Raw genomic sequence first — 26,112 nt, forward strand, 5'->3', positions numbered from 1 at the left:
CTGGCTTTTTGTCTTATGAACCGCTGGGGTTGTATTTATTACGCAGTGTAAAATAAATCGCCGGCCGGGTGTTTGATGATAATCACGTTTCACTGACGCCGGCCAAACGCGCCATGACACCGGCGCCCATGGCCATGACGCGCGAGGTGATTAAAACATCCGCAACCCGCCCCGGCGCGCGTTTATTTCACCCCATTACGCGCTGGAAATACCGCCGGACTCAACTATGCGCGGCGAGGCGCGCGGGATCAACATGAAACAACCGGCCGAAATTCGCGGTGGTGGCCTGCGCCAGTTGTTCCACCGTCACGCCTTTCAGGCCGGCCATAAAATCGGCCACGTCCCGCACATAGGCCGGCTGGTTTTCCTTGCCGCGATACGGCACCGGCGCCAGATAAGGCGAATCGGTCTCCACCAGCAGCCGGTCGAGCGGAACATAGCGCGCCGCCTCGCGCAGCGCCTCGGCGTTGCGAAAGGTGACGATGCCGGAAAACGAAATATAAAAACCCAGGTCCAGCAGGGTCTTGGCGGTGGCGATATCTTCGGTAAAGCAATGCAGCACGCCGCCGCACTCCCCCGCCCGTTCTTCATGCAGGATAGCCAGCGTGTCTTCCCGCGCCGAACGGGTATGCACGATTACCGGCTTGTTCACGGCCCGGCCGATGCGGATATGCTCGCGCAGCGCCGCCTGCTGTTCGGCCTTATTATCCTGCTGGTAAAAATAATCCAGCCCGGTCTCGCCCAGGGCCACCACGTTGTCGCCCGCGGCCAGGCGCCTGAGTTCGGCAAAATCATAGGGCTCATCCAGATTCAGCGGATGGACGCCGCACGACATCAGCACCTCGTCGCGCTGGCCGATCAGTTCGCTCATCTTGCTAAAACCCGCCAGGGTGGTGGCCACAGCCAGCATCAGATGAACATCGCGCGCCTTGGCCTTGGCCACCACGTCGGCAACATCGCGATGCAGGGTCTCGTAATTCAACCCGTCAAGATGGCAGTGGGAATCGACTAAAAACATGACATTACCTTTTTATAGAGTCCAGGGATGGGTGCGCCCGTCCGGCGCGCCGTTTTCCCAGTTAAGCAATTGATTGGTCAGCAACAATTCGCGGTTAACACCGGCAATCTCCCGCCACTGCCGCCGGCACTGGAGCCACTGCTGCAATTGATGATGCAGGGCGCCGGGCTGGAATCGCGCGGCCAGCTCGCCCACCAGCGCCAGCTGATCCTGGTTGAGCATAAACCCGGCGGCGCCCTGTTGCCATTTCAGGGCGTCCGTGAGCAGGCTGAGCAGCCAGTATACCGGTTCGTCATCCTTGTCCTTGTTTAACAGCGGCAATAGCCTCAGAAAATCGCCGTCGGCAAGCGCGCGGCCCAGCCCGTCGCACAGCGCCGCACGTTCCGCCCAGCGGCCCGGCTGCAGAAGCTCCAGGGCGCCGACCGGCGCACCGCTGGTAAGCCGCAGCGCCGTGCGCGCCTGCTCTTGCGCCGTGATGCCCTGCTGCTGGAGCCACCGCAGGCCGGCCGGCTCTTCCGGCGACGGCAGGTGCCAGTACAGACAGCGGCTGCGCAGGGTGGGCAACAGGTGCGACGGTTCGCGGCAGCCGAGCAGGAAAAAGGTGCGGTCAGGCGGTTCTTCCAGGGTCTTGAGCAATGCGTTGGCCGCCGGCTCGGTCAGTATTTCACTGTGGGGCAACCAGACCACCTTGGCCCCGCCCTGCTGCGCATGATGGTAGAGCGGGTCGATAATCTGGCGGATATTATCCACCCCCAGGCTCAACCGCCCTTTCTCCGGTTCGGGCTGATAAAAATCGGGGTGGGTGCCGGCCAGCATCAGGCGGCAACTGTGGCAATGGCCGCAGCTTTTGATGCCGTCCGGCCGCTGGCAAATGAGCCAGCGGCTCAGGGCATAGAACAGCGATGACACGCCGCTGCCCTTGAGCGCATGGATAAGCAAAGCGTGATGGCCCTTGCCCTCCTGATAGCGGGCGAGAATCTGCCGGTAGGGCGTATTCAGCCACGGATACCATTTCACGGCCGGGACTCCGGCGCGTCCAGCCAGCGGTTCAGGCTGGCGCGCAGCGCGTCGCTAACCTGCGCCAGCGAACGGCTGGCGTCAATGGTAACGATGCGCGCATCCGCCGCGGCCAGGGCCTGGTAACGCGCCCGGATGCGGTCAAAAAAGGCCAGCGACTCCTGCTCGATGCGATCAAGCTCGCCGCGCGCCCGCGCGCGCTGAAGGCCAATGGCCGGGGGGAGATCCAGGTACAGGGTTAAATCGGGGCGGAAATCCCCCAGCACCAGGTCGCGCAGCGCCGTCAGCAGTTGCGGATCCACGCCGCGGCCGCCGCCCTGGTAAGCCTGGGATGAGAGATCGTGGCGATCGCCGATTACCCACGCGCCACGCGCCAGCGCGGGTTTGATCACATTCTCCACCAACTGGACGCGCGCGGCGTACAGCATCAGCAGTTCCGCTTTATCGGTTACCGGCTCGTTGTCGATACCGTCCTTGATTAAGCGGCGCAACGCTTCCGCCAGCGGGGTTCCGCCCGGCTCGCGGGTAAAAACCACATCAGTGATGCCGCGGGCCCTGAGCGTCTCCACCAGCACGGCGATGGCGCTGGTTTTCCCGGCGCCCTCAAGCCCTTCGATCACGATGAATTTACTGTCCATGGTTTTCCTTTACGCTTTCACGATATTGCTGTACGGCTTGATTATGGCTTGCCAGGTTGGTGCTGAAAATATGGCCGCCCTTGCCGTCGGCGACAAAATAAAGATACGACGTCTTGGCAGGATGCGCGGCGGCCTCAAGCGACGCCTGCCCCGGCATGGCGATCGGCGCGGGGGGCAGTCCGGTAATCAGATAGGTATTATACGGCGTTGGCGTCGCCAGGTCTTGCTTGCTGATGATACCTTTATAGTTCTCGCCCATGCCGTAGATCACCGTGGGATCGGTTTGCAGGCGCATGCTCAGGCGCAGGCGGTTGATGAATACCGAGGCCACCTTGGGGCGTTCGTCCGCCACACCGGTCTCTTTTTCCACAATCGAGGCCATGGTCAGCAAATCCAGCGGCGTCTTATACGGCAGTCCCGGCGCCCTGTCCCGCCAGACTTCATCCAGCGTTTTATCCATCCGCTGTCCCGCGCGCTTTAACAAAGCGATATCGGGGGTTTGCGCGGTATACAGATAGGTATCGGGATAAAAGCGCCCTTCCAGCGTGGACGATGGCTCCCGGCCCAGCAGGCCGGCTACCTGATCCGCCGCCACCCCGTCCAGGGTATGTTTCAGGTAAGGCGCCTTGGCGATGATGGCCAGCCACTCCTTAAACGTGGACCCCTCGACAAAACGGATGGAAAACTGGGCTTCCCGGCCGCTGGCTAATAACGCCAGCGTCTGGCGCACCGTCATGCCGGGTATAAACCGGTAGGTGCCCGCCTTGAAGCTGGCCAGCTCCGGCTCCAGTTGCCACAGCGCCGGCAGCCAGCGGGTACGCTTGACGATATGCTGCTGGCGCAGCGCGGTTTTCAGCCCCTCGCGCCCGGTGCCGGCGGGCAAGGTAAAAATAGTCTCTTGTTTAATGACCAGCGGCGACGCGGCGAAATGCTTGACCTGGTACAGGCAAAACGCGATGCCAGCGGCCAGCAGGAGGATAATGGCGATAAAAAACGTTTTTTTCATGCAATAACTCAGTTAACAGTGCGGGCTGACGAAGTCGAACAGGGCCCTGGCGGGATAGCGGCGCTGCGCGATACGGTTGACCGGCAATACCGGCATCAGCGCATTGCAAATGATCACTTCCTCGGCGTCATCGAGCGCGGCGGCCGGCGCCTCGACCTGTTGCAGGCTGAACGGCGAGGCCGCAAGCAGGTGCATGATATGACGCCGCATAACCCCCGCCACGCCGGCATGGGTCAGCGCCGGTGTATAAACCCGATCCCCGGTGCGCCAGAAAATATTCGCCGCGCAGCATTCAACGATAAAACCCTGCGTATCAAGCACCAGCGCCTCCTCGGCGACGGCATCCCGTTCCAGGTGAGCGCGGATTAATACCTGCTCCAGGCGGTTAAGGTGCTTTATGCCGGCCAATAGCGGACCGCGGGCCAATCTGACTGGACTCAGGGCAAGGCTGACGCCGCTTTCGCGCCAGGCGACATAATGCGCCGGCGCGGCCGTATGGGACATAATACGTAACGGCGCATCGCAACCGGCCGCGCTATACCCCCGGCCGCCGCTGCCGCGGCTGATGAGTACTTTGAGCACGCCTTGCTGTCGGAGTTCCGCCACCCGGCGCATTTCGCTGGTTAATAACCCGCGGTCCAGCGGCGCAAACAACAACCGCTCGCCGGCCTCGGCCAGCCGGTCCAGATGGTAGGGCAGTAAATCGATCGCACCCGCGCGTATGCGCGCGGTGGTAAAAAAACCGTCGCCGAATTGGGTGGCGCGATCGTTTACGGGCAATTGGCGCCGGGGTTTTCCGTTGATCCAATACATAGTTCACCTGGTAAGCGGTCGCCGATGCGGCAATGATAAAAAAATGGCCCGATAAACGGGCCATTAGGCATCACTCTACGATTATATCCGGCGGAATACCAGTGACCCGTTGGTGCCGCCGAAACCGAATGAGTTGCATAATGCATATTCCATTCCAGGCACCTGACGAGCTTCATGGGGCACAAAATCCAAATCGCACTCGGCGTCAGGGTTGTCCAGATTAATGGTGGGCGGAATAGCCCGATCGCGCAGCGCCAGTATGCTGAAAATAGACTCTATCGCCCCGGCGGCGCCCAGCAAATGCCCGGTCATCGATTTCGTGGAGCTGATCATGACCTTGTACGCATCCTGGGCGAACACGGATTTCACCGCGTAGGTTTCCGCTTTATCACCCACCGGCGTGGATGTGCCGTGCGCGTTGATATAGCCGACCTGCGACGGGGTGATGCCCGCGTCACGCAGGGCGTTGACCATGGCCAGCGCCGCCCCCGCGCCGTCTTCCGGCGGCGAGGTCATATGATAGGCATCGCTGCTCATACCAAAACCCACCACTTCGGCGTAAATTTTCGCGCCGCGCTTTTTAGCATGCTCGTACTCTTCCAGCACCATGACGCCGGCGCCGTCGCCCAGCACAAAGCCGTCACGGTCACGATCCCAGGGGCGGCTGGCCGCCTGCGGGTTATCATTACGGGTAGACAGCGCGCGCGCGGCGCCGAAACCGCCGACGCCCAAGGGCGTGCTGCCTTTTTCAGCGCCACCGGCCAACATGACATCCGCATCGTTATAGGCGATTATCCTGGCGGCATGGCCGATATTGTGCACACCCGTGGTACAGGCCGTCGCCACGCAGATACTTGGTCCGCGCAGTCCGCACATGATGGTCAGGTGCCCGGCTATCATGTTGACGATGGTGGAAGGCACAAAAAAAGGACTGATTTTGCGCGGTCCGCCATTCACCAGGGCGGTATGATTTTCTTCAATCAATCCCAACCCGCCGATGCCCGAGCCGATTGCCGCACCGATACGCGGCGCGTTTTCCTCGGTGACCACCAAGCCGGAATCCTGCATGGCCTGGATGCCGGCCGCAATGCCGTACTGTATGAAAATATCCATCTTGCGCGCATCTTTGCGCGACAGATAATCTTCACAATTAAAATTTTTCACTAAGCCAGCAAAACGTGTTGCATAGGCAGTAGTATCAAAATGGTCGATCGGGCCGATGCCACTCTGTCCGGCTAGGAGCGCGCTCCACGTAGATTCTACGGTATTGCCGACAGGAGACAACATGCCAAGTCCGGTCACAACTACTCGACGCTTAGACACGCTTGTCCTCCAAGGAGGGAAAAAAGACACTGTGTGGGACAAAAAACTTAGGCGGTCGAATGACCGCCTAGGGATGTTCGCTTACTGCTGGCTTGCCTGAATAAAATCAATAGCTGCCTGGACAGTAGTGATTTTTTCAGCTTCTTCGTCCGGAATTTCTGTATCAAATTCTTCTTCCAGCGCCATTACCAGCTCAACGGTGTCGAGAGAATCAGCGCCGAGGTCATCGACAAAAGAAGCATTGTTTACGACTTCTTCTTTCTTAACACCCAGTTGCTCAGCGATGATTGCCTTAACGCTTTCTTCGATAGTGCTCATACTCTTAAATTTCCTATCAAAACTCGCTTTCGCGATGGTTTTCGTAGTGTATAAAATGTTGAAAAAGATGCAACTAAATCCCGGCTGGTCAAACCACGATTTTATGCTATTTTGCGGTGTTTACCACAAATAACGCAAATGATTTTCGTGCTTTTTACAGCATATACATGCCGCCGTTGACATGTATCGTTTCACCGGTAATGTATGCCGCCTCGTCAGAGGCGAAAAAAGCAACAGCACTGGCAATTTCTTTCGGATCGCCAAGACGATTTGCCGGAATCCGGGACAAAATGTCCGCACGGTGGTCATCTGTCAACGCATCAGTCATATCAGTCGCAATAAAACCGGGCGCCACCACGTTTACCGTAATGCCGCGCGAGGCGACTTCACGGGCCAACGATTTGCTAAAACCGATCAATCCGGCTTTGGCGGCGGCATAATTCGCTTGCCCGGCGTTACCCATAGAGCCTACAACAGAACCGATAGTAATGATTCTGCCGTAACGCTTTTTCATCATCGCGCGCATTACCGCCTTGGACATGCGGAAAACGGATGTCAGGTTTGTATCAAGGATAGACTGCCATTCGTCTTCTTTCATGCGCATCAGAAGATTATCACGCGTGATTCCGGCATTATTCACTAAAATATCAGCTTCGCCAAATTCTGCGCGCATTTTCTCTAAAAGAGAATCAATGGATGCGATGTCAGAGACATTAAGTTGCAGCCCTTTGCCCCGGTTGCCCAGATAGGCGCTGATGGCGTCGGCGCCCTGCTCGCTGGTGGCCGTGCCTACGACTGTTGCGCCGCGTTCGGCCAGCAATTCAGCGATAGCGCGACCGATTCCGCGGCTGGCGCCGGTGACCAGGGCGATTTTACCTTCAAAGCTCATTGCATTCCCCATGATTATTGCCCAAGCGCCGCTGCCAGCGACGCCGGATCGTTTACCGCCGCGCCGGAAAGGGTGTCGGCGATGCGTTTGGTCAAGCCGGTGAGCACTTTGCCCGGCCCCGCTTCCAGCACCTGGTCGACCCCTTGCGCGGCAAGGTATTGCACCGTTTCAGTCCAGCGTACCGGATTATACAGCTGGCGCACCAGGGCCAGGCGTATCGCGTCCGGATCCGTCTGCGCCACCACGTCGACATTATTCACCACCGGCACCCTAGGCGCGGAAAAGGCGATGTCCGCCAATGCCAGCGCCAGCTTATCCGCCGCGGGTTTCATTAACGCGCAATGCGAAGGCACGCTGACCGGCAGCGGCAGCGCACGCTTCGCGCCGGCCGCCTTGCAGGCCGCGTTCGCGCGCTCGACCGCCTCTTTATGGCCGGCGATAACCACCTGTCCGGGAGAATTGAAATTCACCGGCGACACCACCTGTCCCTGCGCCGACTCGCGGCAGGCCTGCTCAATGGCGGCATTGTCGAGGCCGATAATGGCCGACATGGCGCCGATACCCGCGGGCACGGCTTCCTGCATCAGTTTGCCGCGCAGTTCCACCAGCCGCACCGCCTGGGCGAAATCAAGCACCTCCGCGCAGACCAGCGCCGAGTATTCGCCCAGGCTATGGCCGGCCAGCCATGACGGCTGTTGTCCGCCCTGCTGCTGCCAGACGCGCCAGATGGCCACCGAGGCCGCCAGTAGCGCCGGCTGTGTCTGCCAGGTTTTATTCAGCTCTTCCGCCGGGCCTTGCTGGGTCATCTGCCAGAGATCATAACCTAAAGCGGCGGACGCTTCTGCGAAGGTGGCCTCAACCAGCGGAAATTGTGCCGCCAGTTCCGCCAGCATACCGACGGTCTGGGATCCCTGGCCCGGGAATACCATTGCCAATATTGTCATTTTTTTTTAATTCCTGTTAATTCAAAACCGAATCAATGCCGAGCCCCAGGTAAAGCCGCCGCCGAACGCCTCCAGCATCACCAGCTGCCCGCGCTTAATACGGCCGTCGCGCACCGCCTCGTCCAACGCCAGCGGTACGGAGGCGGCGGAGGTATTGCCGTGCCGATCCAGGGTCACCACCACCTTATCCATGCTCATGCTCAGGCGTTTTGCCGTGGCGGTGATGATACGCAGGTTGGCCTGGTGCGGCACCAGCCAGTCCAGCGCCGAGTGGTCCAGTTGATTGGCGTTCAGGGTTTCATCGACGATATGGGCCAGTTCGGTCACCGCCACCTTGAACACTTCATTGCCCGACATGGTCAGGAACGCAGGGGCCGTCGGATCGATGCGGCTGTGGTACGGCAGGGTCAATAGATCGCCATAGCGCCCGTCCGCGTGTAAATGGGTCGATAAAATGCCAGGCTGTTCGGAGCGGCCGAGCAGCACCGCGCCCGCGCCGTCGCCAAACAGGATCAGCGTACCGCGATCGCTGGGATCGAGGGTGCGGCTCAGGGTATCGGAGCCGATCACCAGCGCATAATCCACCGCGCCGTGTTTAACATATTGATCCGCCACGCTCAGGGCGTAGGCAAAACCGGCGCAGGCCGCGGCCATATCGAAAGAGATGGCGTCCCGAAGGCCTAGATGATGCTGGATTTCGCACGCCGAGCTGGGGAAGGCATTGCTCGACGAGGTGGTGGCGACGATGATCAAACCGATCTTGCCCACCTCGACGTCCGCCATTTCCAGCGCGCGCTGCGCGGCGATGAAACCCATGGTGGAAACGGTTTCATCCACCCCGGCGATACGGCGTTCACGAATACCGGTACGCGTTACGATCCATTCGTCGGAGGTATCGACCATTTTTTCCAGGTCCGCATTCGACCTTATTTGTGCCGGCAGATAACTGCCGGTACCGAGAATCTTTGTATACATGTACGCTTAATCACTCTTGGGTAATACCGCATCTAGGCGAGCGGCAATCCGCTCGGGAATCCGCCGCTCCACCGCTTGCATTGCCTGATCGATAGCGACAGCGAACGCGCGCTGATTCGCCGCCCCGTGGCTTTTGATCACCGTGCCACGCAAACCTAACAGGCAAGCGCCATTATATTGGTCAGGATTAAGATGGCCGAATTGGCGCGCGAGGCGTTTTTTCACCCAGCGTTTGACAAGTTTCATCAGCCAACCCTGCCTGCCGCCGTCCCCTGAGGATTTAAGCAAAGACAGAAAAAGTCTTATCACCCCTTCCATGGTCTTTAATGTGACGTTGCCGACAAACCCATCACAGACCAGCACATCGGTCTTCCCTGTCAGCAACTCGTTGGCTTCAAGATAACCTATATAGTTGATTGACGGAATACTTCTCAGTATCGCCGCGGCCTGGTGGATATTATCGAGACCCTTGGTCTCCTCCTCGCCGATATTAAGCAGCGCCACCCGCGGGTTAGCCACGCCCACGATATCCTCCGCCATCACCGCGCCCATAATGGCGAACTGGGCCAGCATCTCGCCACCGCATGCCACATTGGCGCCGAGGTCCAGCACGACCGTATTGCCCCGCTGCTGGTGCGGCAGCACGGTCATCAACGCCGGACGCTCGATGCCGTCCAGCGGTTTAAGCAACATTATCGCCAACCCCATCAACGCCCCGGTGTTGCCGGCGCTGACACAGGCCTGGGCCTTTCCATCCTTGATCAGCTCAAGCATGATGCGCATTGAGGTGCCGCGGCTGGCCCTGATGGCCTGGGATGGTTTGGCGTCACCGGCAATAACAGATTCGGCGGGAACAACCGTCAATCGCTCAAGTAGAACGGAATCAGTTTTTGCCAGTAAAGGATTTATCGCAGCGGGACTGCCGACAAGCAGCAATGCTAATTGCGGATGAGAAGCCAGTGCCTGCAATGCAGCAGGCACTGTCACGGCGGGACCGAAGTCGCCGCCCATAGCATCTAACGCCAGGGTTAGACGTATCAATGTATCGCCTTGGAATTACTTGGCGATAACTTTGCGACCGCGGTAGAAACCGTCGGCGGTGATGTGGTGACGCAGGTGGGTTTCACCGGAGACTTTGTCCACTGATACGGTAGAGGTGGTCAGCGCGTCGTGTGAACGGCGCATGCCACGGGTAGAACGGGTGGGTTTATTCTGTTGTACGGCCATGGACCTTACTCCTTAAATTACTTTCGCTTTAAACTGGCTAATACGGAAAACGGGTTAGGTTTTTCAACCTCGGACGGCAGCTTGCCGAACACCTGCTCCGCGTCGGACACTTCACAGTGTTCAGTATCATGAACCGGCGCGATCGGCAGCGAAAGAATAACTTCATCTTCAATCATTGCCAGCAGGTCTATCTCGCCAAAACCATCGACATAAACCGCCTCATACGCTTCCGGCAATGCCTCAGCCTGTTCGTCGGTGACAACCGGGCTGAAACAAAATGTCGTGTGCACCTGATGCGCGAACGGCTGGTTGCAGCGCTGGCACAGCAGCGTCACCGCTACGTCCGCACTGCCATCGATCACCGCCAGGCGCTGATTATCAATATTAAATGACAACGACGCCTGAACATCACTATCCACACTTACCACGGATTCGGCAATACGCTTTACCTGCTCAGGCGCATAGACACCAGCATAGTCCAGGCGTTTCTGTGCAGTACGGGCCGCATCGATAGTCAGGGGTAATTTTACTTTTTGCATAGGGCGCGCATATTAACTTTGTAACGGCATAGAGTCAAAGAAAAAGGCCATATTTACCTGCCTTTATCAATATTCGCTTCCGAAGCGGCGAACAGTTTAAAATGACGCACGGAAATACGCCATCGTTGGATGAAAAAATATGTGCAAAATTGTCTTGGCTTCATCGTCGCCGTTTCGCCGGGCGCTAATGGAAAAATTAACCCTGCCGTTTATCGCCATCGCGCCGGACATCGACGAAACCAGGCTTGCGGACGAATCCGCAGACCACATGGTGCTGCGCCTGGCCGAGGGCAAAGCCCGTGCGCTGGCCGGCCGATACCCCGCTCATCTGATTATCGGCTCCGATCAGTGCTGCGTGCTTGAAGGCCGCATTACCGGCAAACCCCATACGCACGAAAACGCCGTCGGCCAGCTACGGCAAGCCAGCGGCCGGCGCGTGACGTTTTATACCGGCCTGGCGCTGCTTAACAGCCTGACGGGCAGGATCCAGCGTACGGTAGAACCCTTTCATGTCACTTTTCGCACCCTGAGCGAGGCGGAAATCGCGGGTTATGTGGCGCTGGACCAGCCGCTGCACAGCGCGGGCAGCTTCAAAAGCGAGGGGCTGGGCATCAGCCTGTTCGACGCGCTGGAAGGGCGCGATCCCAATGCGTTGATCGGCCTGCCCCTGATTGCGCTTGGCGGGATGCTGCGCAACGAGGGCATCAATCCCCTGCTCACGGACGCGCAGGCGCGCTTGCGCTAGCAGGGCCGCAGCAATCGCCGGCGGGATGGCGATACCGTCGCCCCATTTCCTGCGCGCCGCCTTATTTATCGTTGGCGCGCAGGTAAACCAGGCAATGGCGCAAGCCTTTATCCAGCGGCGCCTCTATGCGCATGGTCTCGCCGGTGGCGGGATGATCGAAGCGCAGGGCCGCGGCATGTAAAAACAGCCGGTGCAGGCCCGATCCCTTGAGCTGTTGATCAAATTGCGCGTCGCCGTAACGATCGTCAAAGGCAATCGGGTGGCCGGCATATTGGGCATGGACGCGTATCTGGTGCGTGCGGCCGGTCACCGGGCTGGCTTTTACCAGGGTGGCGTGCACAAAACGTTCTTCTACCTTGAAGCGCGTTTCCGAGGGTTTGCCGTCGCTGCCCACCCGCACGATGCGCTCGCCGCTGGCGAGGATATTTTTCAACAACGGCGCGCTGACCGTCTTGGTCTGCGACGGCCACTCTCCGGCGACCAGCGCCAGATAGTCCTTCTGCATGCCTTTCATGCGCAGCTGCTCGTGCAGTAAACGCAGGGCCGATCGTTTTTTGGCCACCAGCAGCACACCCGACGTATCCCGATCCAGGCGGTGAACCAGTTCCAGGAACCGGGCATCGGGGCGCAGCGCGCGCAGCCCTTCAATGACGCCGAAACTTAAGCCGCTGCCGCCGTGCACCGCCGTACCGGAAGGCTTGTTTAAAATCAGCAGGTGATCGTCTTCATACAGAACCGCTTCCGCCAGCGCCGCCACTTTGTCCAGCAGCGGCGAAACGGTGTTTTCATCCGGCGCGGACTGACGCACCGGCGGAATCCTGAGCTCATCGCCGTCCAGCAGCTTGTATTCGGGCTTGACCCGTTTTTTATTGACCCGCACTTCCCCTTTTCGCACGATACGATAAATCATGCTCTTCGGTACGCCTTTTAATCGGGTACGCAAAAAGTTGTCGATCCGCTGGCCTGCTTCATCCGCGGAAACGGTTATAAACTGTACGCCTGCATTATTTTCATTCATGGGACGCGATTCTAAATATACCGCCAGCATAGCGCCACTCCTTTTTCTGTGCTTAACTGTGCTTTAATTGGTAAAAAAGTTTTTCGGGTGGATTTCGGCTACGCAGCAGGCAGGCCAGGCAGAAATGTAACCATAAGTCGGAATCTTGTTGCCAAGAGGTAAAGTCGCCTTGCTATATAGGTGTCAGCGGTGGAATAATGCATAAACTTTCCACTCTGCGCCCGTTAAAGGCGAGAAATCGTGGAATTTTTAAATTTGCCTGATCAACCATACACGCAGCAATGGCGTAAGACGTAGTGATTAATCAGGCAGTTAGCGGGCTGCGGATTGCAGCTTGGCCGGCAAAAGGAATTCGTTCTGGCGACCGTTATCAGACGCTATTCCCGCTGTAAATGCGCTGTCTTTCTCTCTGAAAACAGGCTACCGAAACAATGCGCCCCTCTGCGAGCGACAACCGTGAGGTTGACGGCTCGCGACAAGTCACGGGGCCGTCGGTTATCGCCCGGTCATGCGTTTTTTTGCCCGCAGCTCTGATGCCAATGCATAAAAAAGAGTAAGTTAAGATGAAGAGAATGTTAATTAACGCGACTCAGCAAGAGGAGTTGCGCGTTGCTCTGGTAGATGGCCAAAAGCTGTATGATCTGGATATTGAAAGCCCGGGTCATGAACAGAAAAAAGCTAATATTTACAAGGGTAAAATCACCCGAATTGAGCCAAGTCTTGAAGCGGCGTTTGTCGATTACGGCGCCGAGCGACACGGATTTCTTCCCTTGAAAGAAATTGCACGCGAGTATTTTCCCGCGCAATACGCCTCCCACGGCCGCCCCAATATCAAGGACGTGCTGCGTGAAGGGCAGGAAGTCATTGTCCAGGTTGATAAGGAAGAACGCGGCAATAAAGGCGCCGCGCTCACCACCTTTATCAGCCTGGCCGGCAGTTATCTGGTGCTGATGCCGAACAATCCCCGCGCCGGCGGCATCTCCCGTCGTATCGAGGGTGACGATCGCACTGAGCTGAAGGAAGCGCTGTCGTCGCTGGAACTCCCCGACGGCATGGGCCTTATCGTCCGTACCGCCGGCGTGGGTAAATCCGCCGATGCGCTGCAGTGGGATCTGGCGTTTCGCATCAAGCATTGGGAAGCGATTAAAAAAGCCGCCGAAGGACGTCCCGCGCCCTTCCTGATTCATCAGGAAAGCAACGTCATCGTGCGCGCCTTCCGCGACTATCTGCGTCCGGATATCGGCGAAATCCTGATCGACAATCCCAAGGTGCTCGAAAAAGCGAAAGAACATATCGCCTCCCTCGGCCGCCCCGACTTCAGCAGCAAAATTAAATTGTACAGCGGCGAAATTCCGCTGTTCAGCCATTACCAGATTGAATCGCAAATCGAATCCGCCTTCCAGCGCGAAGTGCGCCTGCCGTCCGGCGGTTCCATCGTTATCGACACCACCGAAGCGCTGACCGCCATCGATATCAACTCCGCCCGCTCCACCCGCGGGGGCGATATCGAGGAAACCGCCTTTAACACCAACCTGGAAGCCGCCGACGAAATAGCCCGTCAATTACGCCTGCGCGACCTGGGCGGCCTTATCGTTATCGACTTTATCGATATGACCCCCGTGCGTCACCAGCGCGAGGTGGAAAATTGCCTGCGTGAATCAGTGCGCCAGGATCGCGCGCGCATCCAGATCGGCCGCATCTCGCGTTTTGGTTTGCTGGAACTCTCGCGCCAGCGCCTGAGCCCGTCGTTGGGTGAATCCAGCCACCATGTCTGCCCGCGTTGCGGCGGTACCGGCACCATTCGTGATAACGAGTCGCTGTCGCTATCCATCCTGCGCCTTATCGAAGAAGAGGCGCTGAAAGAGAATACCCACGAGGTGCATGCCATCGTGCCGGTGCAGATTGCCTCGTACCTGCTCAATGAAAAGCGTGATTCGGTCAACGCCATCGAGCGCCGCCAGGGCGGCGTGCGGGCGATTATCGTGCCGCACGATCAAATGCAAACCCCGCATTACGCGGTGCTGCGCGTGCGCAAGGGCGAAGAAGCGCCAACCCTGAGCTATCTGTTGCCGCAACTGCACGAAGCGGAAATGGCCCAGCCGTCCGAAGAACCGGCGGCCGAGCGTAAGCTGCCTGAACAACCCGCGCTGGCTGCTTTCGTTATGCCGGATTCGCCGCCGATGTCGCCTGAGCCGGTGATTGAGGAACCCGCGCCGGTAGCCCGGGAAACCGGCGTCAAGGCCGTCGCCAAGCCCGAAAAATCCGCTGAGCCGGCTTCCGCCGGGTTATTCAGCCGCGCGGTAAACCGCCTAAAAAGCTGGTTTAGCGATCCTGAGGAAGATACCTCGGTAAAAACCGCCGAACCGGTCCTGCCGAAGGAAGAGACCCCTGCCGTAGCCGAACCCGCCGAGGCGCCGCGTCGCCAGCAGCAGGATCGCCGCGGCCAGCGCCGCCAGAATGTCCGCCGCGATCGCAACGGCGAGCGTGAGCAGCGCGCGCCGCAGGAAGGACGCCAGCCGCGTGAAGCGCGTGAGCCCCGTGAACCGCGCGAACGCCGCGAACCCCGTGACGATGCGCGTAGTAAAGGCAAACGCCAGAACGCGCCGGTCGAGACCGAGATGCTTGACGCCGTGATAGCCGAGAAGCCGCAGACCGAGGAGGAGCAGACGCAACGCCGCGAACCGCGCGCCGATCGTCCGCGCCGTCGCCAGGAAGACAAGCGCCAGCCGCAGGAAGCCAAACCCCTGCCGGTTGAGGTTGAGGCTGAGCCCGAGATGATCGAGCCCGAAGCCGTAGCCCTGGCCGAACCGGTGAACGATGACGATAAACCGACGCCTATCGTTCCGCGCCGCCAGCGTCGCAATCTGTCCCAGAAAGTGCGGGTCACCGATGACGCGGCCGACGTTACGCAGGTCGCCGCCGCAGGCGAAAGCGTCCGCGAAGACACCGGCTCGCAGCCGGATATCAAGTTCCAGGCCGGCAGCGCGCCGACCCCTGACATCATGTTCCAAACCGAGGACGCTCCGGCGCCCGAAGGGCTGGACAACAGCGCGCAGGAAGGCCGCAACGGCAACGAAGCGGGCCTGCCCCGCCGTTCGCGCCGCTCCCCGCGCCATTTGCGGGTCAGCGGCCAGCGTCGCCGCCGTTATCGTGACGAGCGTTATCTTGGGCAATCGCCGATGCCGCTCAGCGGCGCGGTGGCCTCTCCCGAGATGGCGTCCGGCAAGGTCTGGATCAGCTATCCCATCACGCCTGTCGAACGTTTTGAACAAAACCCGTCGACGGTGACGGAACTGCCGGAACCTGTCGCGACGACCGCGGTAAACGTCATGCCGCTGCCTGAACCGACCACGGCGGGGGCGGAAAACACCGCGCCGCCACAGGTCGCCGATGCTACCGGCAGCCAGGGCGGCGGCAACGAGCACACCCGTGACCGCGACGTGGCCAGCGCCCTCGACAGCATTGTCGACAGCAGCACCGTCGCCGGGCCGGCAGGCGTCGCCACCACCGACGCCCTGGCGCCGCAGGAATTGCCCGCGGCGACCCTGGTTCCGCTTGAGCCGACCCCGGCCCAACTGGCGGCGGCCGATGAGGTACCCGATGTCATCCAGGCGCAAGATCGCGGCGTGGCGCAGGACACCCTGGCCGCAGCCCAACCGGCCGCGTCCGTGGCGGATACCGACGCCGCGTCGTTTGCCACGCTGGCCCCGGATCTGACGGAACAGGAACAGCCGGCAAGCGTAACGCCGCCGGCTGTCGCGAGCCAACCGGCCGTTGTCCTGCTTTCCGATGATATCATTGCCGCCTTGCAGGTATCGCGTCTGTCGCCGCCACGCCAAGTAGCGGAAGCCGCGCCGCTGGTCAGCGCCCCGGTGGCACCGCACGCTACCGTCGCCGATACGCAACCGGCCCTGGCATCCCCGGCGGCGGACGCCGCCGGGGCGCAATCGGCCCACGCGGCGCCGACGCCCGTTGCCGACGGGCAACCGCAACCGGCCCCCGCTATCCCGAACGGACAGCAGGAAGGCCAGCCAGAAGACGACAAGGCGCAGCCCATTCTTAAACAGCATGTCAGCGCCCCCATGACCAAGGCCCCTGCGCCCGTTTACAGCCCGGCCCCCGAGCCTGTGAAGCAGTGGCAGCGTCCGGAGTACCGGTTCGAGGGACGCGGTTCGGCGGGCGGCCACGCGGCCGCAAATCAGGCCGCCGCCCCGGCGACCCGGCCAACGCCGAAGGACGACGACTGATATTGCCATCCAAACCCGCTGCGGCGGGTTTTTTTATAATGCAACTTCCGCCCGATATGCTTATTCTAATACCCCGCCGTTAATCTGACATTGACCCGTTTGTCCGTACTCAATAGCCGGAGCCTTATTCATGACCGCACAGCCGACAGAACTCCATATCCGCCGTCCCGACGACTGGCATCTGCATTTACGCGACGACGATATGCTGCGTACCGTATTGCCTTATACCAGCCGCGTCTTTGGCCGGGCTATCGTGATGCCGAACCTGACGCCGCCGATTACGTCCATAGAGCAGGCCGTTGCGTATCACGGGCGGATACTGGCGGCATTGCCCGCCGGCCACCGTTTCCAGCCTCTGATGACCTGCTACCTTACCGATACGCTGGATAAAACGCAGTTAGTGACGGGATTCCAGCAAGGCGTTTTCAGCGCCGCGAAATTATATCCGGCCAACGCCACCACCAATTCCAGCCACGGCGTGACCAGTGTTCCCGGCATTTACCCCCTGCTCGGCGCCATGGAAGAAATCGGCATGCCGTTGCTGATCCACGGCGAGGTCACGGCGCCTGAGATTGATATCTTCGATCGCGAGGCGTGTTTTATCGATCGGATCCTGGAACCGGTACGCCGGCGCTTTCCGGCGCTGAAAATTGTCCTGGAACATATCACTACCCGCGAAGCGGCGCAGTATGTACTGGCCGCGGACAGCCATCTGGCCGCCACCATCACCCCGCAGCACCTGATGTTCAACCGCAATCATATGTTGGTGGGCGGAGTACGGCCGCATCTCTACTGCCTGCCGATCCTGAAACGCAATACGCATCAGGAAGCGTTGCGCGCCGCCGTTGCCGGGGGCTGCGATCGACTGTTCCTGGGCACCGATTCGGCTCCGCACAGCCGCGACCGCAAAGAGTGCGACTGCGGCTGCGCCGGCGTGTTTAATGCGCCTAACGTTCTCGCCGCTTATGCCACGGTATTTGAGGAAATCGGCGCCTTGGCGCACTTTGAAGCGTTCTGTTCGCTGAACGGCCCACGCTTTTATGGGCTGCCGCCGAACGATGATTTCATTACCCTGCGTCGGCATACCCATCTGCAGCCGGACAGTATTCCGCTGGGCGACGACGTCCTGGTGCCGTTTCTGGCCGGACAGGCGCTGCACTGGTGGGTGGAAGCCTGATGGACGCAAGTCGATGCCGATGGGCTTTATCAGTATCCGCCGTAAAATAAAAGCCTGTTGGCGCTTGCACTGGCGACGGCGACACTGTATAAATAAACAGGCGTTGATACTATGAGAAAAAATATGCGTATCGAAATTACTCTTGCTAAAGCGACACCGCTTCCCGCAGGCGCGCTTGAGGCATTGACCAAGGAATTTACGGCCCGGATTGATAAACAGTTTACTGATTCCCATGTCCAGGTGCGCTATGCGGGCGCCAACGGCATTAGCGTTATGGGAGGCAGTAAAGAAGACAAGGCGCTGATCACCGATATCCTGCAAGAAACGTGGGAAAGCGCCGACGATTGGTTTGACTCTCAATAATAAGAAGTTTGTACTGTCGCTTCGCCGGGATTCATTCCCGGCTTTTTTATGCCAAAAATTCTGTTAAACGACGCTTTTAGCGAATTTTTGCGCTTCCCCTATTGGCAAATGCGTTTTTCTGGGCTGTAATCACCCCAAGCAGCGCATTGTGCACAAACCGTCCCGGGGAGAATGCCTATATGATTGCCAATAAACCTGAAGAAGCAATGACGTTCGGCGAACTGCTGGCATTAATTGGCGAGCAGCAGCGCAGGCTTAATGTACTGGAGATCGCGTTTTCTTACCTGTCATTCAGCCTGGATGAAAAAGCCAATCAGTTACTCATCCACAACCTGATGCTGGAATCCCAAAACCAAAACCGCGATGCGATCATGCAAAAATATTTCGCCCAGCTGGCCGAAGAGCTGGCCAAACGCATCGGCCCGGTAATTCCGCCCGCCGCCGTCTAATTCCATCCACACGCCCACCCCGCCCACGGTAGCCAATACGTCGTGGCCTCGCGCTATTTCTGATGACGCGTTTAACGAAATAGTACAAAAGTTAAAAAAAATCGTTCAATTAGCAAAAAAAGTGACAAACAAGGGTATACTTAAATTGCTCGCTAAAATGGAGCCGCACTGAGCCTCAAAGACACTCTTTGTTTTATTAAACGAGTCAGAAAAAGGGGTATTTATGGACAGAAAAAACGAGATAATCCATACCCATCCATTGGTCGGCTGGGACATCAGCACCGTAGACGCCTACAATGCCATGATGATCCGCCTGCATTACATCAATTCCCCCAGCCAGGCCACCGAAGATGCGGAAGTGGACAGAACCCTATGGCTGACCACAGATGTCGCGAAGCAATTGATTTCGATCCTTGAAGCGGGCATCGCCAAAATTGAAGCAACGGAATATCACGATATTGATCACCGAAAACATTAATCTCGACCACTACCCCTCAGGCACCCGCTGCTTTGCACCGGGTGTTTTTTTTATTATGCTGGGGCCATGTTTCCGCCAGATGACAATGCCCTCCTAATTCCAGATTTTTCCCCGTATCCTCGACCTGAGGGTTTGAGCGGGGCCCAGCAGGAAAAATGAGCATGGTATACGATCTGATTATTATCGGCAGCGGTTCCGTGGGTTCCGCGGCAGGGTTTTACGCTACCGAAGCCGGCCTCAATGTGTTGATGATTGACGCCGCGTTCCCCCCCCACCGCGGCGGCAGCCATCATGGCGATACACGCATTATCCGCCATGCCTATGGCGAAGGGAAAAAATACGTTCCCCTGGCGCTGCGGGCGCAAACGCTCTGGGAAGAGCTCTCGGCGCGGGGCGGCACGCCGGTGTTTCACCGCAGCGGCGTACTTAATCTGGGACCGCGCCAGGCGGAGTTTATCAAACGGGCCATCGACAGCGCCCACGCCTATAAACTGCCGTGCGAAATACTCAATGCCGGCCAGGTTGTCGCCCGCTGGCCGGCGTTCAGCCTGCCGGATGATTATCTTGGGGTCTTTGAACCCCAGGCGGGTTATCTCAAGTCGGAGCTGGCTGTGGCCACTTATATCCGCCTGGCCGAGCAGGCCGGCTGCGCCCAGCTGTTTAACTGCGGCGTTACCGATATCAGCCATGGCGCCATGACCTTCGACATCACCACGGTGGAAGGCAGCCACTACCAGGCGCATAAGCTGCTGGTCTCGGCCGGCACGTGGGTGAAAACCCTGCTGCCGTCGCTGCCGGTGCAACCGGTGCGTAAGGTGTTTTCCTGGCATCAGGCCGACGGGCGCTTCAGCGAGGACAATCATTTCCCGGCGTTTACCGCCCTGACGCCGGACGGCAGTCAATATTATGGCTTCCCGGCCATCAAAAACGAACTCAAGGTGGGTAAACACGACGGCGGGCAGATGATCGACGAGCCGGGACAGCGCACGCCTTTCGGCAGCCATGCGGCGGACGGCAATGAAACCTTTGGTTTTCTGCGCTATTTCTTGCCGGGGGTCGGCGTTTGCCTGAGCGGCGAAGCCTGTACCTACGATCTCTCGCCGGATGAGGATTTTATTATCGATACCCTGCCCGGCAACGACGACCTGCTGATCATCAGCGGCCTGAGCGGCCACGGCTTTAAATTCGCCAGCGTGCTGGGCGAAATCGCCGCCGGGTTTGCCGCCGGACGCGAGAGCGGCTTTGACCTTTCACCCTTCCGGCTGCGGCGCTTCGGATAAGGCTTACCCGCCGCTGGCGGGCAGCCCGTGCCTTGCGCCGCGTGCGGCTTTAACGGCCGCCGTTTTCCTCAGGCCGATCCTCGGGCCGGGTCAACGATAAACGCTGCCGCGATTTATTAAAGATTTTCATCCCGTTCTCGCGGCCCGCACGCCGCGCCCGCTGTTCTTCCGGCGGCAGCGCCAGTTCGTCGCGGCAGATGGGGCTGCAGCAGCCTTGATAGCGTTGCGCGCAGTCCGGGCATTGGATAAACAACAGATGGCACCCCTGGTTCCTGCAGTTAACATGGGTATCGCAGGGCGCCCCGCACTGGTGGCAATGGGCGATGACATCAGGCGTAATACGCTCGCCAAGGCGCTCGTCGAAGACAAAATTCTTGCCGGTGAATTTCAGCGGCAAGCCCTGCTCCCTGGCCCGCCGGGCGTACTCGATGATGCCGCCCTCAACATGATAGACATTGGCAAAACCATGATGCCGCATATAGGCGCTGGCTTTTTCGCAACGAATGCCGCCGGTGCAATACATGACGATATTTTTGTCTTTGTCCTTTGCCAGCATCTCTACCGCCCTCGGCAGCTGCTCACGGAAAGTATCCGAGGGGATCTCGATGGCGTCCTGGAAATGGCCGACCTCATATTCATAGTGGTTGCGCATATCGACAAATACCGTTTCGGGATCGCCGGCCATGGCGTTGACCTGCTCGGCATTCAGGTAATGGCCGACATTGGATGGGTCAAAGGTCGGATCGCTGATGCCGTCGGCAACGATGCGTTCCCGAACCTTCATGCGCAGCACCCAGAAGGATTTGCCGTCATCATCCAGGGCAATATTCAGCCGCAGCCCGTCCAGCGAAGCATCGGCGGCATACAGGGCGGTTTTAAAGGCGGAAAAGCGATTTTGCGGCACGCTGACCTGGGCATTTATCCCTTCAGCGGCGATATAGACGCGGCCAAACACGCGCAACCCCGTCATGACTTGATACAAATCATCACGGAAGGCCCGCGGGTCGGCAATACGAAAATATTTGTAAAAAGAGAGAGTAACGCGCGGCTCGGTTTCGGCCAGCATCAGCGCCCTGAGCTCGTCGTTCGATACGCGGTTATGTAACACTGGCATGGTGTACTTTCCTGTCGCTGGGGAAAAAAAGCATTTATCGTTGGTTTAAAAGCACATTAACTTGCTAACGTTACATAATACCATGGTTATGACATAACAAATCGCCATTATAGCGAACATTGTTAATCAAATGTTTATTAGGGTTACTATATAGAGGCAATGTAATGAGCCAGCTTTTCTCCCGCTATGACATCGGCCGGCTTACCCTGGCCAACCGCATCGTTATTGCGCCGATGTGTCAATATTCCGCCGATGAAGGCAAGGCAACCTCCTGGCATCAGATTCACCTGGGGCACCTGGCGCTGTCCGGCGCATCCCTGCTGATCGTGGAAGCCACCGCAGTCGCGCCCGCGGGGCGCATATCACCGCAGGATCTCGGCCTCTGGGACGACGGTACCGAACAGGCGCTGGCGGACGTGGTAAAAACCGTCAGGCAGCATTCGTCCATCGCGCTGGGGATACAACTGGCTCATGCCGGGCGTAAGGCATCGACCCGGGTCCCCTGGGAAGGCGGGGACAATATCCATCCCGACGCGGGTGGCTGGCAAACCTTGGCGCCATCCGCCCTTTCGTTCGCCGCGTCCGACTTTCCACCGCGGGCCATGACCGGCGATGACATCGAGGCGCTGAAAGCCGATTTTGTCGCGGCGGCCCTGCGCGCGCAGCGCATCGGCTTTGACCTGATTGAGCTACATGCGGCTCATGGCTACCTGTTGCATCAATTTCTCTCGCCGCTCGCCAACCGGCGTACCGATCAATACGGCGGCAGCCTGGAGAACCGGCTGCGCCTGACGCTGGAAGTCTTCCAGGCGGTACGCGCGGCGGTAGCCGCCGATATCCCGGTGGGCGTGCGTATTTCCGGCTCCGACTGGGTGGAAGGCGGATGGGATATCCAGCAATCCATTGCGTTGGCCAGGGCGCTGCAAGACCTGGGCTGCGACTACATCCACGTCTCAAGCGGCGGATTGTCGCCGCAGCAGAAAATCCCGGTCGGTCCCGGCTACCAGATTCCCTTTGCCCGGCAGATTAAAGAAGCCACCGGCATGAATACTATCGCGGTCGGGCTTATCACCGAACCCGAGCAGGCGGAAGCCATTGTCGCCACCGGCGAGGCGGATATGATTGCCCTGGCGCGCGCCGTACTTTACGATCCCCGCTGGCCCTGGCATGCGGCGGCGAAACTCGGCGCCAAGGTCCACGGCCCCAAACAGTACTGGCGCAGCGAGCCGCATTATGTGAAGGATTTATTTCTCAAGGAATAACCCGGCGGCACAGCGCCGTATGCCCGGCGCAACATGTGCTCACTTGAGAAAATTTAACTTTGTTTGCCGGGCTGTTTATTTCCCCTTTTTGAAAAAGATGCCAGAATAAAATGTAGTATGGCGGAAATATCGTCTTTGGCCGGTAATTCCGCTTTTTACACCTAAGATGCCGAGATCCCATGACACATATTCCAACTTTTAACCGTTCTTTGCTGCATCCCCGTTATTGGATAACCTGGGTTGGCATCGGCCTGTTATACCTGGTGGTATTGTTGCCCTATCCGCTGCTTTATCGTCTCGGCACCAGCCTGGGGCGCCTGTCGATGCATTTTCTCAAGCGCCGCGTCCATATCGCCAGACGCAACCTCGAGCTCTGCTTCCCCCATCTTTCAGGTACGGAAAGAGAAGCGCTGCTCATCAAAAATTTTGAATCCGTCGGGATGGGCCTGATTGAAACCGGCATGGGGTGGTTTTGGCCCGACTGGCGCGTCAAGCGCTTATTTCACGTGTCCGGGTTGGAAAATATCGATCTGGCCCGCCAGCATAACAAAGGGGTACTGCTAATCGGCCTGCATTTTTTGTCCCTGGAGCTGGGCGCGCGCATCTTCGGCATTTACAATCCCGGCATCGGCGTCTATCGCCCCAACAACAACAAGCTGATTGATTGGCTGCAAACCTGGGGGCGCATGCGCTCCAATAAATCAATGCTGGACCGCTCGGATGTCAAGGGCATGATCCGCGCCCTGAAAAACGGCGAAATTATCTGGTACGCGCCGGATCATGACTACGGCCCGAAAAGCAGCGTCTTCGCGCCGCTGTTTGCCATTGAGCAAGCGGCGACCACGTCGGGCACCCATGTACTGGTCAAACTCGCCAAACCGGCGGTTATCCCTTTTGTGCCGCGGCGTTTACCGAACGGCCGGGGCTATGAGCTGCTTATCCTGCCTGATGAGGACGCCCTGCCCGTTGACAGCGACGTGGCCACGGCGACCCACATGAATAAGGTGCTGGAGCAGGCCATCCTGCTGGCGCCCGAGCAGTATATGTGGCTCCACCGCCGCTTCAAGACCCGGCCGCCGGGCCAGCCGTCGCTATACTGACGGCGAAGCGGCGGCGCTGTCCGGACACCCGTTTTACCCGCGGGCGTTGCGGCTGCCAAGGACGCCGAGCGCGGCGTTTTGCCCCCGCCGGATGGTGCAAAACATGCCCCGCAAATTGCCCCATGCCCCGTTTGAGCGCATACTTTCACGCTACTGCTCAATTCCCGGCGAGAACGCCTTCGTGCCCTGTCAACGTAACTGACCGCCGTTATCTTTGTTATTAGGATGTTATGACGCCGGTACCGGAACCCATCAACTGGAAACGTAATCTGTATATTGCCTGGCTCGGCTGTTTTCTCACCGGCGCCGCCTTTAGCCTGATCATGCCTTTTTTACCGCTCTATGTTGAAATGCTCGGCGTAACCGATGCCCGGGAACTCAATATCTGGTCGGGGGCGGTATTCAGCATTACTTTTCTGTTTTCGGCCATCGCGTCCCCGTTCTGGGGCGCGCTGGCGGACCGGAGGGGACGTAAGCTGATGTTGCTGCGTTCGGCGCTGGGCATGTCGATCGTGATGGTGCTGATGGGCATGGCGCAGAATGTGTGGCAATTTTTGATCCTGCGGGCGCTGCTGGGCCTGTTGGGGGGATTTGTGCCCAACGCCAACGCTCTTATCGCCACCCAGGTGCCGCGCAATAAAAGCGGGTGGGCCCTGGGCACGCTCTCCACCGGCGCCGTCAGCGGCGCGCTGATTGGCCCGCTGATAGGCGGCCTGCTGGCGGACCATTACGGCCTGCGGCTGATATTTTTTATCACTGCGCTGGTCTTGTTTATCTGCTTTATCACCACGCTTATCTATGTGCAGGAGCGCTTCACGCCGGTGCTGAAAAAGGACATGCTTACCGCCCGGCAGGTGTTTGCTTCGCTGAAAAAACCCCGCCTGGTGCTGAGCCTGTTTGTCACTACCATGATTATCCAGGTGGCCACCGGCTCCATCGCGCCCATCCTGACGCTGTATGTCCGCGAACTGGCGGGCAATATCCAGAACCTGGCGTTTATCAGCGGACTGATTGCGGCGGTACCTGGCGTGGCGGCCCTTATCAGCGCGCCGAGACTGGGACGCTTGGGTGATAAAATCGGTCCGGAGCGGATATTGATCGCCATGCTGGGGCTTTCCATCGTACTGCTGATCCCGATGGCATTCGTGCAGTCTCCCCTGCAATTGGGAATACTGCGTTTTTTGCTCGGCGCCACCGACGGCGCCCTGCTGCCCGCGGTACAGACCCTGCTTATCTATAACTGCACCAATCAGGTCGCCGGCCGGATATTCAGCTATAACCAATCTTTCCGCGATGTGGGCAACGTCAGCGGCCCGCTGATCGGCGCCGTCGTCTCCGCCAGCTACGGCTACCGCGCGGTATTTTGCGTAACCGCGCTGGTAGTGTTGTTTAACGTGGCCTATTCATGGTGGAGTTTGCAATACGGCCCGTCCCGCATACGCATACCCGGTGAATAACGCCAGCGCTTAGCCGGCTGACGCCGGCGGCGTATCCGTGGCCGGATGAGGCCCCTTGTCCATCGGATGTTCGGGTACGCGCTCCACCGAAACCCGCACCCGATAATGGCCGCCATTGGCCGCCGGTAAAATGCCGTTAAGCTTTTGCAGGGTGTCGGCCGGGTTATCGGTTTGCACCGCCGCGCAGAACAGTTCCCCGCCGCGGCAGAAGCCCGGCTCATGCGGCGGCAGCCGGCCCGGAGGCTGGAATAGCATCGGCATCGGATAACCCGCGCCCGGTCCTTCCTGGTGCATGGCGGCGGCGGGCTCCTGGTCCGGCGCCGCGGGCGCGGCCAGGACGGAAAAACTCAGCGCGGCGACAGTGCAGGCCAGAGCGGGCAGCGCGGCGCTTAACAATGATTTACGGCTAGCAGACATGCTTTTTACTCCTTAGGACGATTCCAGCTTTTACTGTAGCGCGTGCCGGTCCGCCGCAAAGCCTTTCCCGCCCGTTTTTGCCAAACCTTTACCTAACCTTCACATTTCATGCAGTGTCTTACACCCCGTAATGCCTCCATTACGCGAACCGTTGCGTGTCGCCGTAGCGTTTTCCCCGTCTTTGACCCGCTAGCAAAGATTGATATCCATTCCGACTTGAAAGTTTCCAGACTGCGACAACAATTACTGTTAGGCCCGAACAGGGCGAGGCGACAGTCAGACCACACCGACGATCACA

26 protein-coding genes are annotated in these 26,112 nt (G+C 58.9%); 10 read left to right on the forward strand and 16 right to left on the reverse strand.

What is annotated here, in order from left to right; all coding sequences use genetic code 11:
- Positions 1–220: 220 nt before the first annotated feature.
- The 13 genes from ACL2XM_RS13295 to yceD all read right to left on the reverse strand — a co-directional run bounded on the left by ACL2XM_RS13295 (position 221) and on the right by yceD (position 10,707).
- Positions 221–1,018, reverse strand: a complete 798-nt coding sequence (locus ACL2XM_RS13295; protein WP_413722432.1) for a metal-dependent hydrolase — start codon at positions 1,016–1,018, stop codon at positions 221–223.
- Between the two features lie 12 nt (positions 1,019–1,030).
- Positions 1,031–2,035 carry a DNA polymerase III subunit delta' gene (holB, locus tag ACL2XM_RS13300; protein WP_410015749.1) on the reverse strand — a complete coding sequence of 335 codons (1,005 nt, stop codon included), beginning with the start codon at positions 2,033–2,035 and terminating at the stop codon, positions 1,031–1,033.
- Positions 2,032–2,673, reverse strand: a complete 642-nt coding sequence (gene tmk, locus ACL2XM_RS13305; protein WP_410015750.1) for a dTMP kinase — start codon at positions 2,671–2,673, stop codon at positions 2,032–2,034. Before tmk ends, holB begins: the two co-directional genes overlap by 4 nt.
- Complete coding sequence (gene mltG / locus ACL2XM_RS13310) at positions 2,663–3,679, reverse strand: endolytic transglycosylase MltG (protein ID WP_413733136.1); 1,017 nt, start codon at positions 3,677–3,679, stop codon at positions 2,663–2,665. The genes tmk and mltG overlap by 11 nt, the downstream gene beginning before the upstream one ends.
- Before the next feature lie 12 nt (positions 3,680–3,691).
- Positions 3,692–4,492 (reverse strand): aminodeoxychorismate lyase, encoded by an 801-nt coding sequence (gene pabC, locus ACL2XM_RS13315; protein ID WP_410015752.1) that lies wholly within the window; start codon positions 4,490–4,492, stop codon positions 3,692–3,694.
- An 81-nt stretch (positions 4,493–4,573) separates the two neighbouring features.
- Entirely contained in the window at positions 4,574–5,815 is a 1,242-nt protein-coding gene (fabF, locus tag ACL2XM_RS13320) for a beta-ketoacyl-ACP synthase II (RefSeq protein ID WP_410015753.1), read from the reverse strand.
- Positions 5,816–5,896: 81 nt separating this feature from the next.
- Positions 5,897–6,133, reverse strand: coding sequence for an acyl carrier protein (acpP, locus tag ACL2XM_RS13325; RefSeq protein ID WP_011410921.1), 237 nt, complete (start codon positions 6,131–6,133; stop codon positions 5,897–5,899).
- A gap of 154 nt (positions 6,134–6,287) precedes the next feature.
- Positions 6,288–7,022 carry a 3-oxoacyl-ACP reductase FabG gene (gene fabG / locus ACL2XM_RS13330; protein WP_413728669.1) on the reverse strand — a complete coding sequence of 245 codons (735 nt, stop codon included), beginning with the start codon at positions 7,020–7,022 and terminating at the stop codon, positions 6,288–6,290.
- Between the two features lie 14 nt (positions 7,023–7,036).
- A complete protein-coding gene (gene fabD / locus ACL2XM_RS13335) occupies positions 7,037–7,966 on the reverse strand; it encodes an ACP S-malonyltransferase (RefSeq protein WP_410015755.1) in 930 nt (309 codons plus the stop codon).
- A gap of 21 nt (positions 7,967–7,987) precedes the next feature.
- Positions 7,988–8,941 (reverse strand): beta-ketoacyl-ACP synthase III, encoded by a 954-nt coding sequence (locus ACL2XM_RS13340; RefSeq protein WP_410015756.1) that lies wholly within the window; start codon positions 8,939–8,941, stop codon positions 7,988–7,990.
- 6 nt (positions 8,942–8,947) lie between these two features.
- Positions 8,948–9,982 carry a phosphate acyltransferase PlsX gene (gene plsX, locus ACL2XM_RS13345; RefSeq protein WP_410015757.1) on the reverse strand — a complete coding sequence of 345 codons (1,035 nt, stop codon included), beginning with the start codon at positions 9,980–9,982 and terminating at the stop codon, positions 8,948–8,950.
- Between the two features lie 15 nt (positions 9,983–9,997).
- Positions 9,998–10,168 carry a 50S ribosomal protein L32 gene (gene rpmF, locus ACL2XM_RS13350; protein ID WP_162364591.1) on the reverse strand — a complete coding sequence of 57 codons (171 nt, stop codon included), beginning with the start codon at positions 10,166–10,168 and terminating at the stop codon, positions 9,998–10,000.
- A gap of 17 nt (positions 10,169–10,185) precedes the next feature.
- Entirely contained in the window at positions 10,186–10,707 is a 522-nt protein-coding gene (gene yceD / locus ACL2XM_RS13355; protein ID WP_331122489.1) for a 23S rRNA accumulation protein YceD, read from the reverse strand.
- A 139-nt stretch (positions 10,708–10,846) separates the two neighbouring features.
- Here yceD and ACL2XM_RS13360 point away from each other — a divergent pair, with 139 nt between their 5' ends.
- Positions 10,847–11,452, forward strand: coding sequence for a Maf family protein (locus tag ACL2XM_RS13360; protein ID WP_410015758.1), 606 nt, complete (start codon positions 10,847–10,849; stop codon positions 11,450–11,452).
- A 61-nt stretch (positions 11,453–11,513) separates the two neighbouring features.
- Here ACL2XM_RS13360 and rluC read toward each other — a convergent pair whose 3' ends face one another.
- Entirely contained in the window at positions 11,514–12,470 is a 957-nt protein-coding gene (gene rluC, locus ACL2XM_RS13365; protein WP_410015759.1) for a 23S rRNA pseudouridine(955/2504/2580) synthase RluC, read from the reverse strand.
- A gap of 563 nt (positions 12,471–13,033) precedes the next feature.
- Between rluC and rne the strand changes: the two genes are divergently transcribed.
- The 6 genes from rne to solA all read left to right on the forward strand — a co-directional run bounded on the left by rne (position 13,034) and on the right by solA (position 20,464).
- Complete coding sequence (gene rne / locus ACL2XM_RS13370; protein WP_413733138.1) at positions 13,034–16,717, forward strand: ribonuclease E; 3,684 nt, start codon at positions 13,034–13,036, stop codon at positions 16,715–16,717.
- Between the two features lie 130 nt (positions 16,718–16,847).
- Complete coding sequence (gene pyrC / locus ACL2XM_RS13375) at positions 16,848–17,894, forward strand: dihydroorotase (RefSeq protein WP_410015761.1); 1,047 nt, start codon at positions 16,848–16,850, stop codon at positions 17,892–17,894.
- A 123-nt stretch (positions 17,895–18,017) separates the two neighbouring features.
- The gene (gene dinI / locus ACL2XM_RS13380) at positions 18,018–18,257 is read left to right on the forward strand and encodes a DNA damage-inducible protein I (RefSeq protein WP_410016581.1); all 240 of its coding nucleotides are present in this window, start codon (positions 18,018–18,020) and stop codon (positions 18,255–18,257) included.
- A gap of 179 nt (positions 18,258–18,436) precedes the next feature.
- On the forward strand, positions 18,437–18,706 hold the full coding sequence (locus ACL2XM_RS13385) for a hypothetical protein (RefSeq protein WP_410015762.1): 270 nt from the start codon (positions 18,437–18,439) through the stop codon (positions 18,704–18,706).
- Between the two features lie 223 nt (positions 18,707–18,929).
- Positions 18,930–19,184 carry a biofilm formation regulator BssS gene (bssS, locus tag ACL2XM_RS13390; protein WP_410015763.1) on the forward strand — a complete coding sequence of 85 codons (255 nt, stop codon included), beginning with the start codon at positions 18,930–18,932 and terminating at the stop codon, positions 19,182–19,184.
- A 161-nt stretch (positions 19,185–19,345) separates the two neighbouring features.
- The gene (gene solA / locus ACL2XM_RS13395) at positions 19,346–20,464 is read left to right on the forward strand and encodes an N-methyl-L-tryptophan oxidase (protein WP_410016582.1); all 1,119 of its coding nucleotides are present in this window, start codon (positions 19,346–19,348) and stop codon (positions 20,462–20,464) included.
- A 49-nt stretch (positions 20,465–20,513) separates the two neighbouring features.
- Here solA and ACL2XM_RS13400 read toward each other — a convergent pair whose 3' ends face one another.
- Positions 20,514–21,578 carry a rhodanese-related sulfurtransferase gene (locus ACL2XM_RS13400; RefSeq protein ID WP_410015764.1) on the reverse strand — a complete coding sequence of 355 codons (1,065 nt, stop codon included), beginning with the start codon at positions 21,576–21,578 and terminating at the stop codon, positions 20,514–20,516.
- A 164-nt stretch (positions 21,579–21,742) separates the two neighbouring features.
- Between ACL2XM_RS13400 and ACL2XM_RS13405 the strand changes: the two genes are divergently transcribed.
- From ACL2XM_RS13405 to mdtG, 3 genes are all read left to right on the forward strand, one after another.
- Complete coding sequence (locus ACL2XM_RS13405) at positions 21,743–22,840, forward strand: NADH:flavin oxidoreductase/NADH oxidase (RefSeq protein WP_413733140.1); 1,098 nt, start codon at positions 21,743–21,745, stop codon at positions 22,838–22,840.
- A gap of 179 nt (positions 22,841–23,019) precedes the next feature.
- A complete protein-coding gene (locus ACL2XM_RS13410; RefSeq protein WP_410015766.1) occupies positions 23,020–23,940 on the forward strand; it encodes a Kdo(2)-lipid IV(A) acyltransferase in 921 nt (306 codons plus the stop codon).
- Between the two features lie 230 nt (positions 23,941–24,170).
- Positions 24,171–25,397 (forward strand): multidrug efflux MFS transporter MdtG, encoded by a 1,227-nt coding sequence (mdtG, locus tag ACL2XM_RS13415; RefSeq protein WP_410015767.1) that lies wholly within the window; start codon positions 24,171–24,173, stop codon positions 25,395–25,397.
- Between the two features lie 9 nt (positions 25,398–25,406).
- Here the strand turns inward: mdtG and ACL2XM_RS13420 are convergent, their stop codons facing one another.
- Entirely contained in the window at positions 25,407–25,814 is a 408-nt protein-coding gene (locus tag ACL2XM_RS13420; RefSeq protein ID WP_413733142.1) for a hypothetical protein, read from the reverse strand.
- Positions 25,815–26,112 lie beyond the last annotated feature (298 nt).

This window comes from Sodalis sp. RH20, assembly GCF_047324205.1.
Lineage (GTDB): Bacteria > Pseudomonadota > Gammaproteobacteria > Enterobacterales > Enterobacteriaceae > Acerihabitans.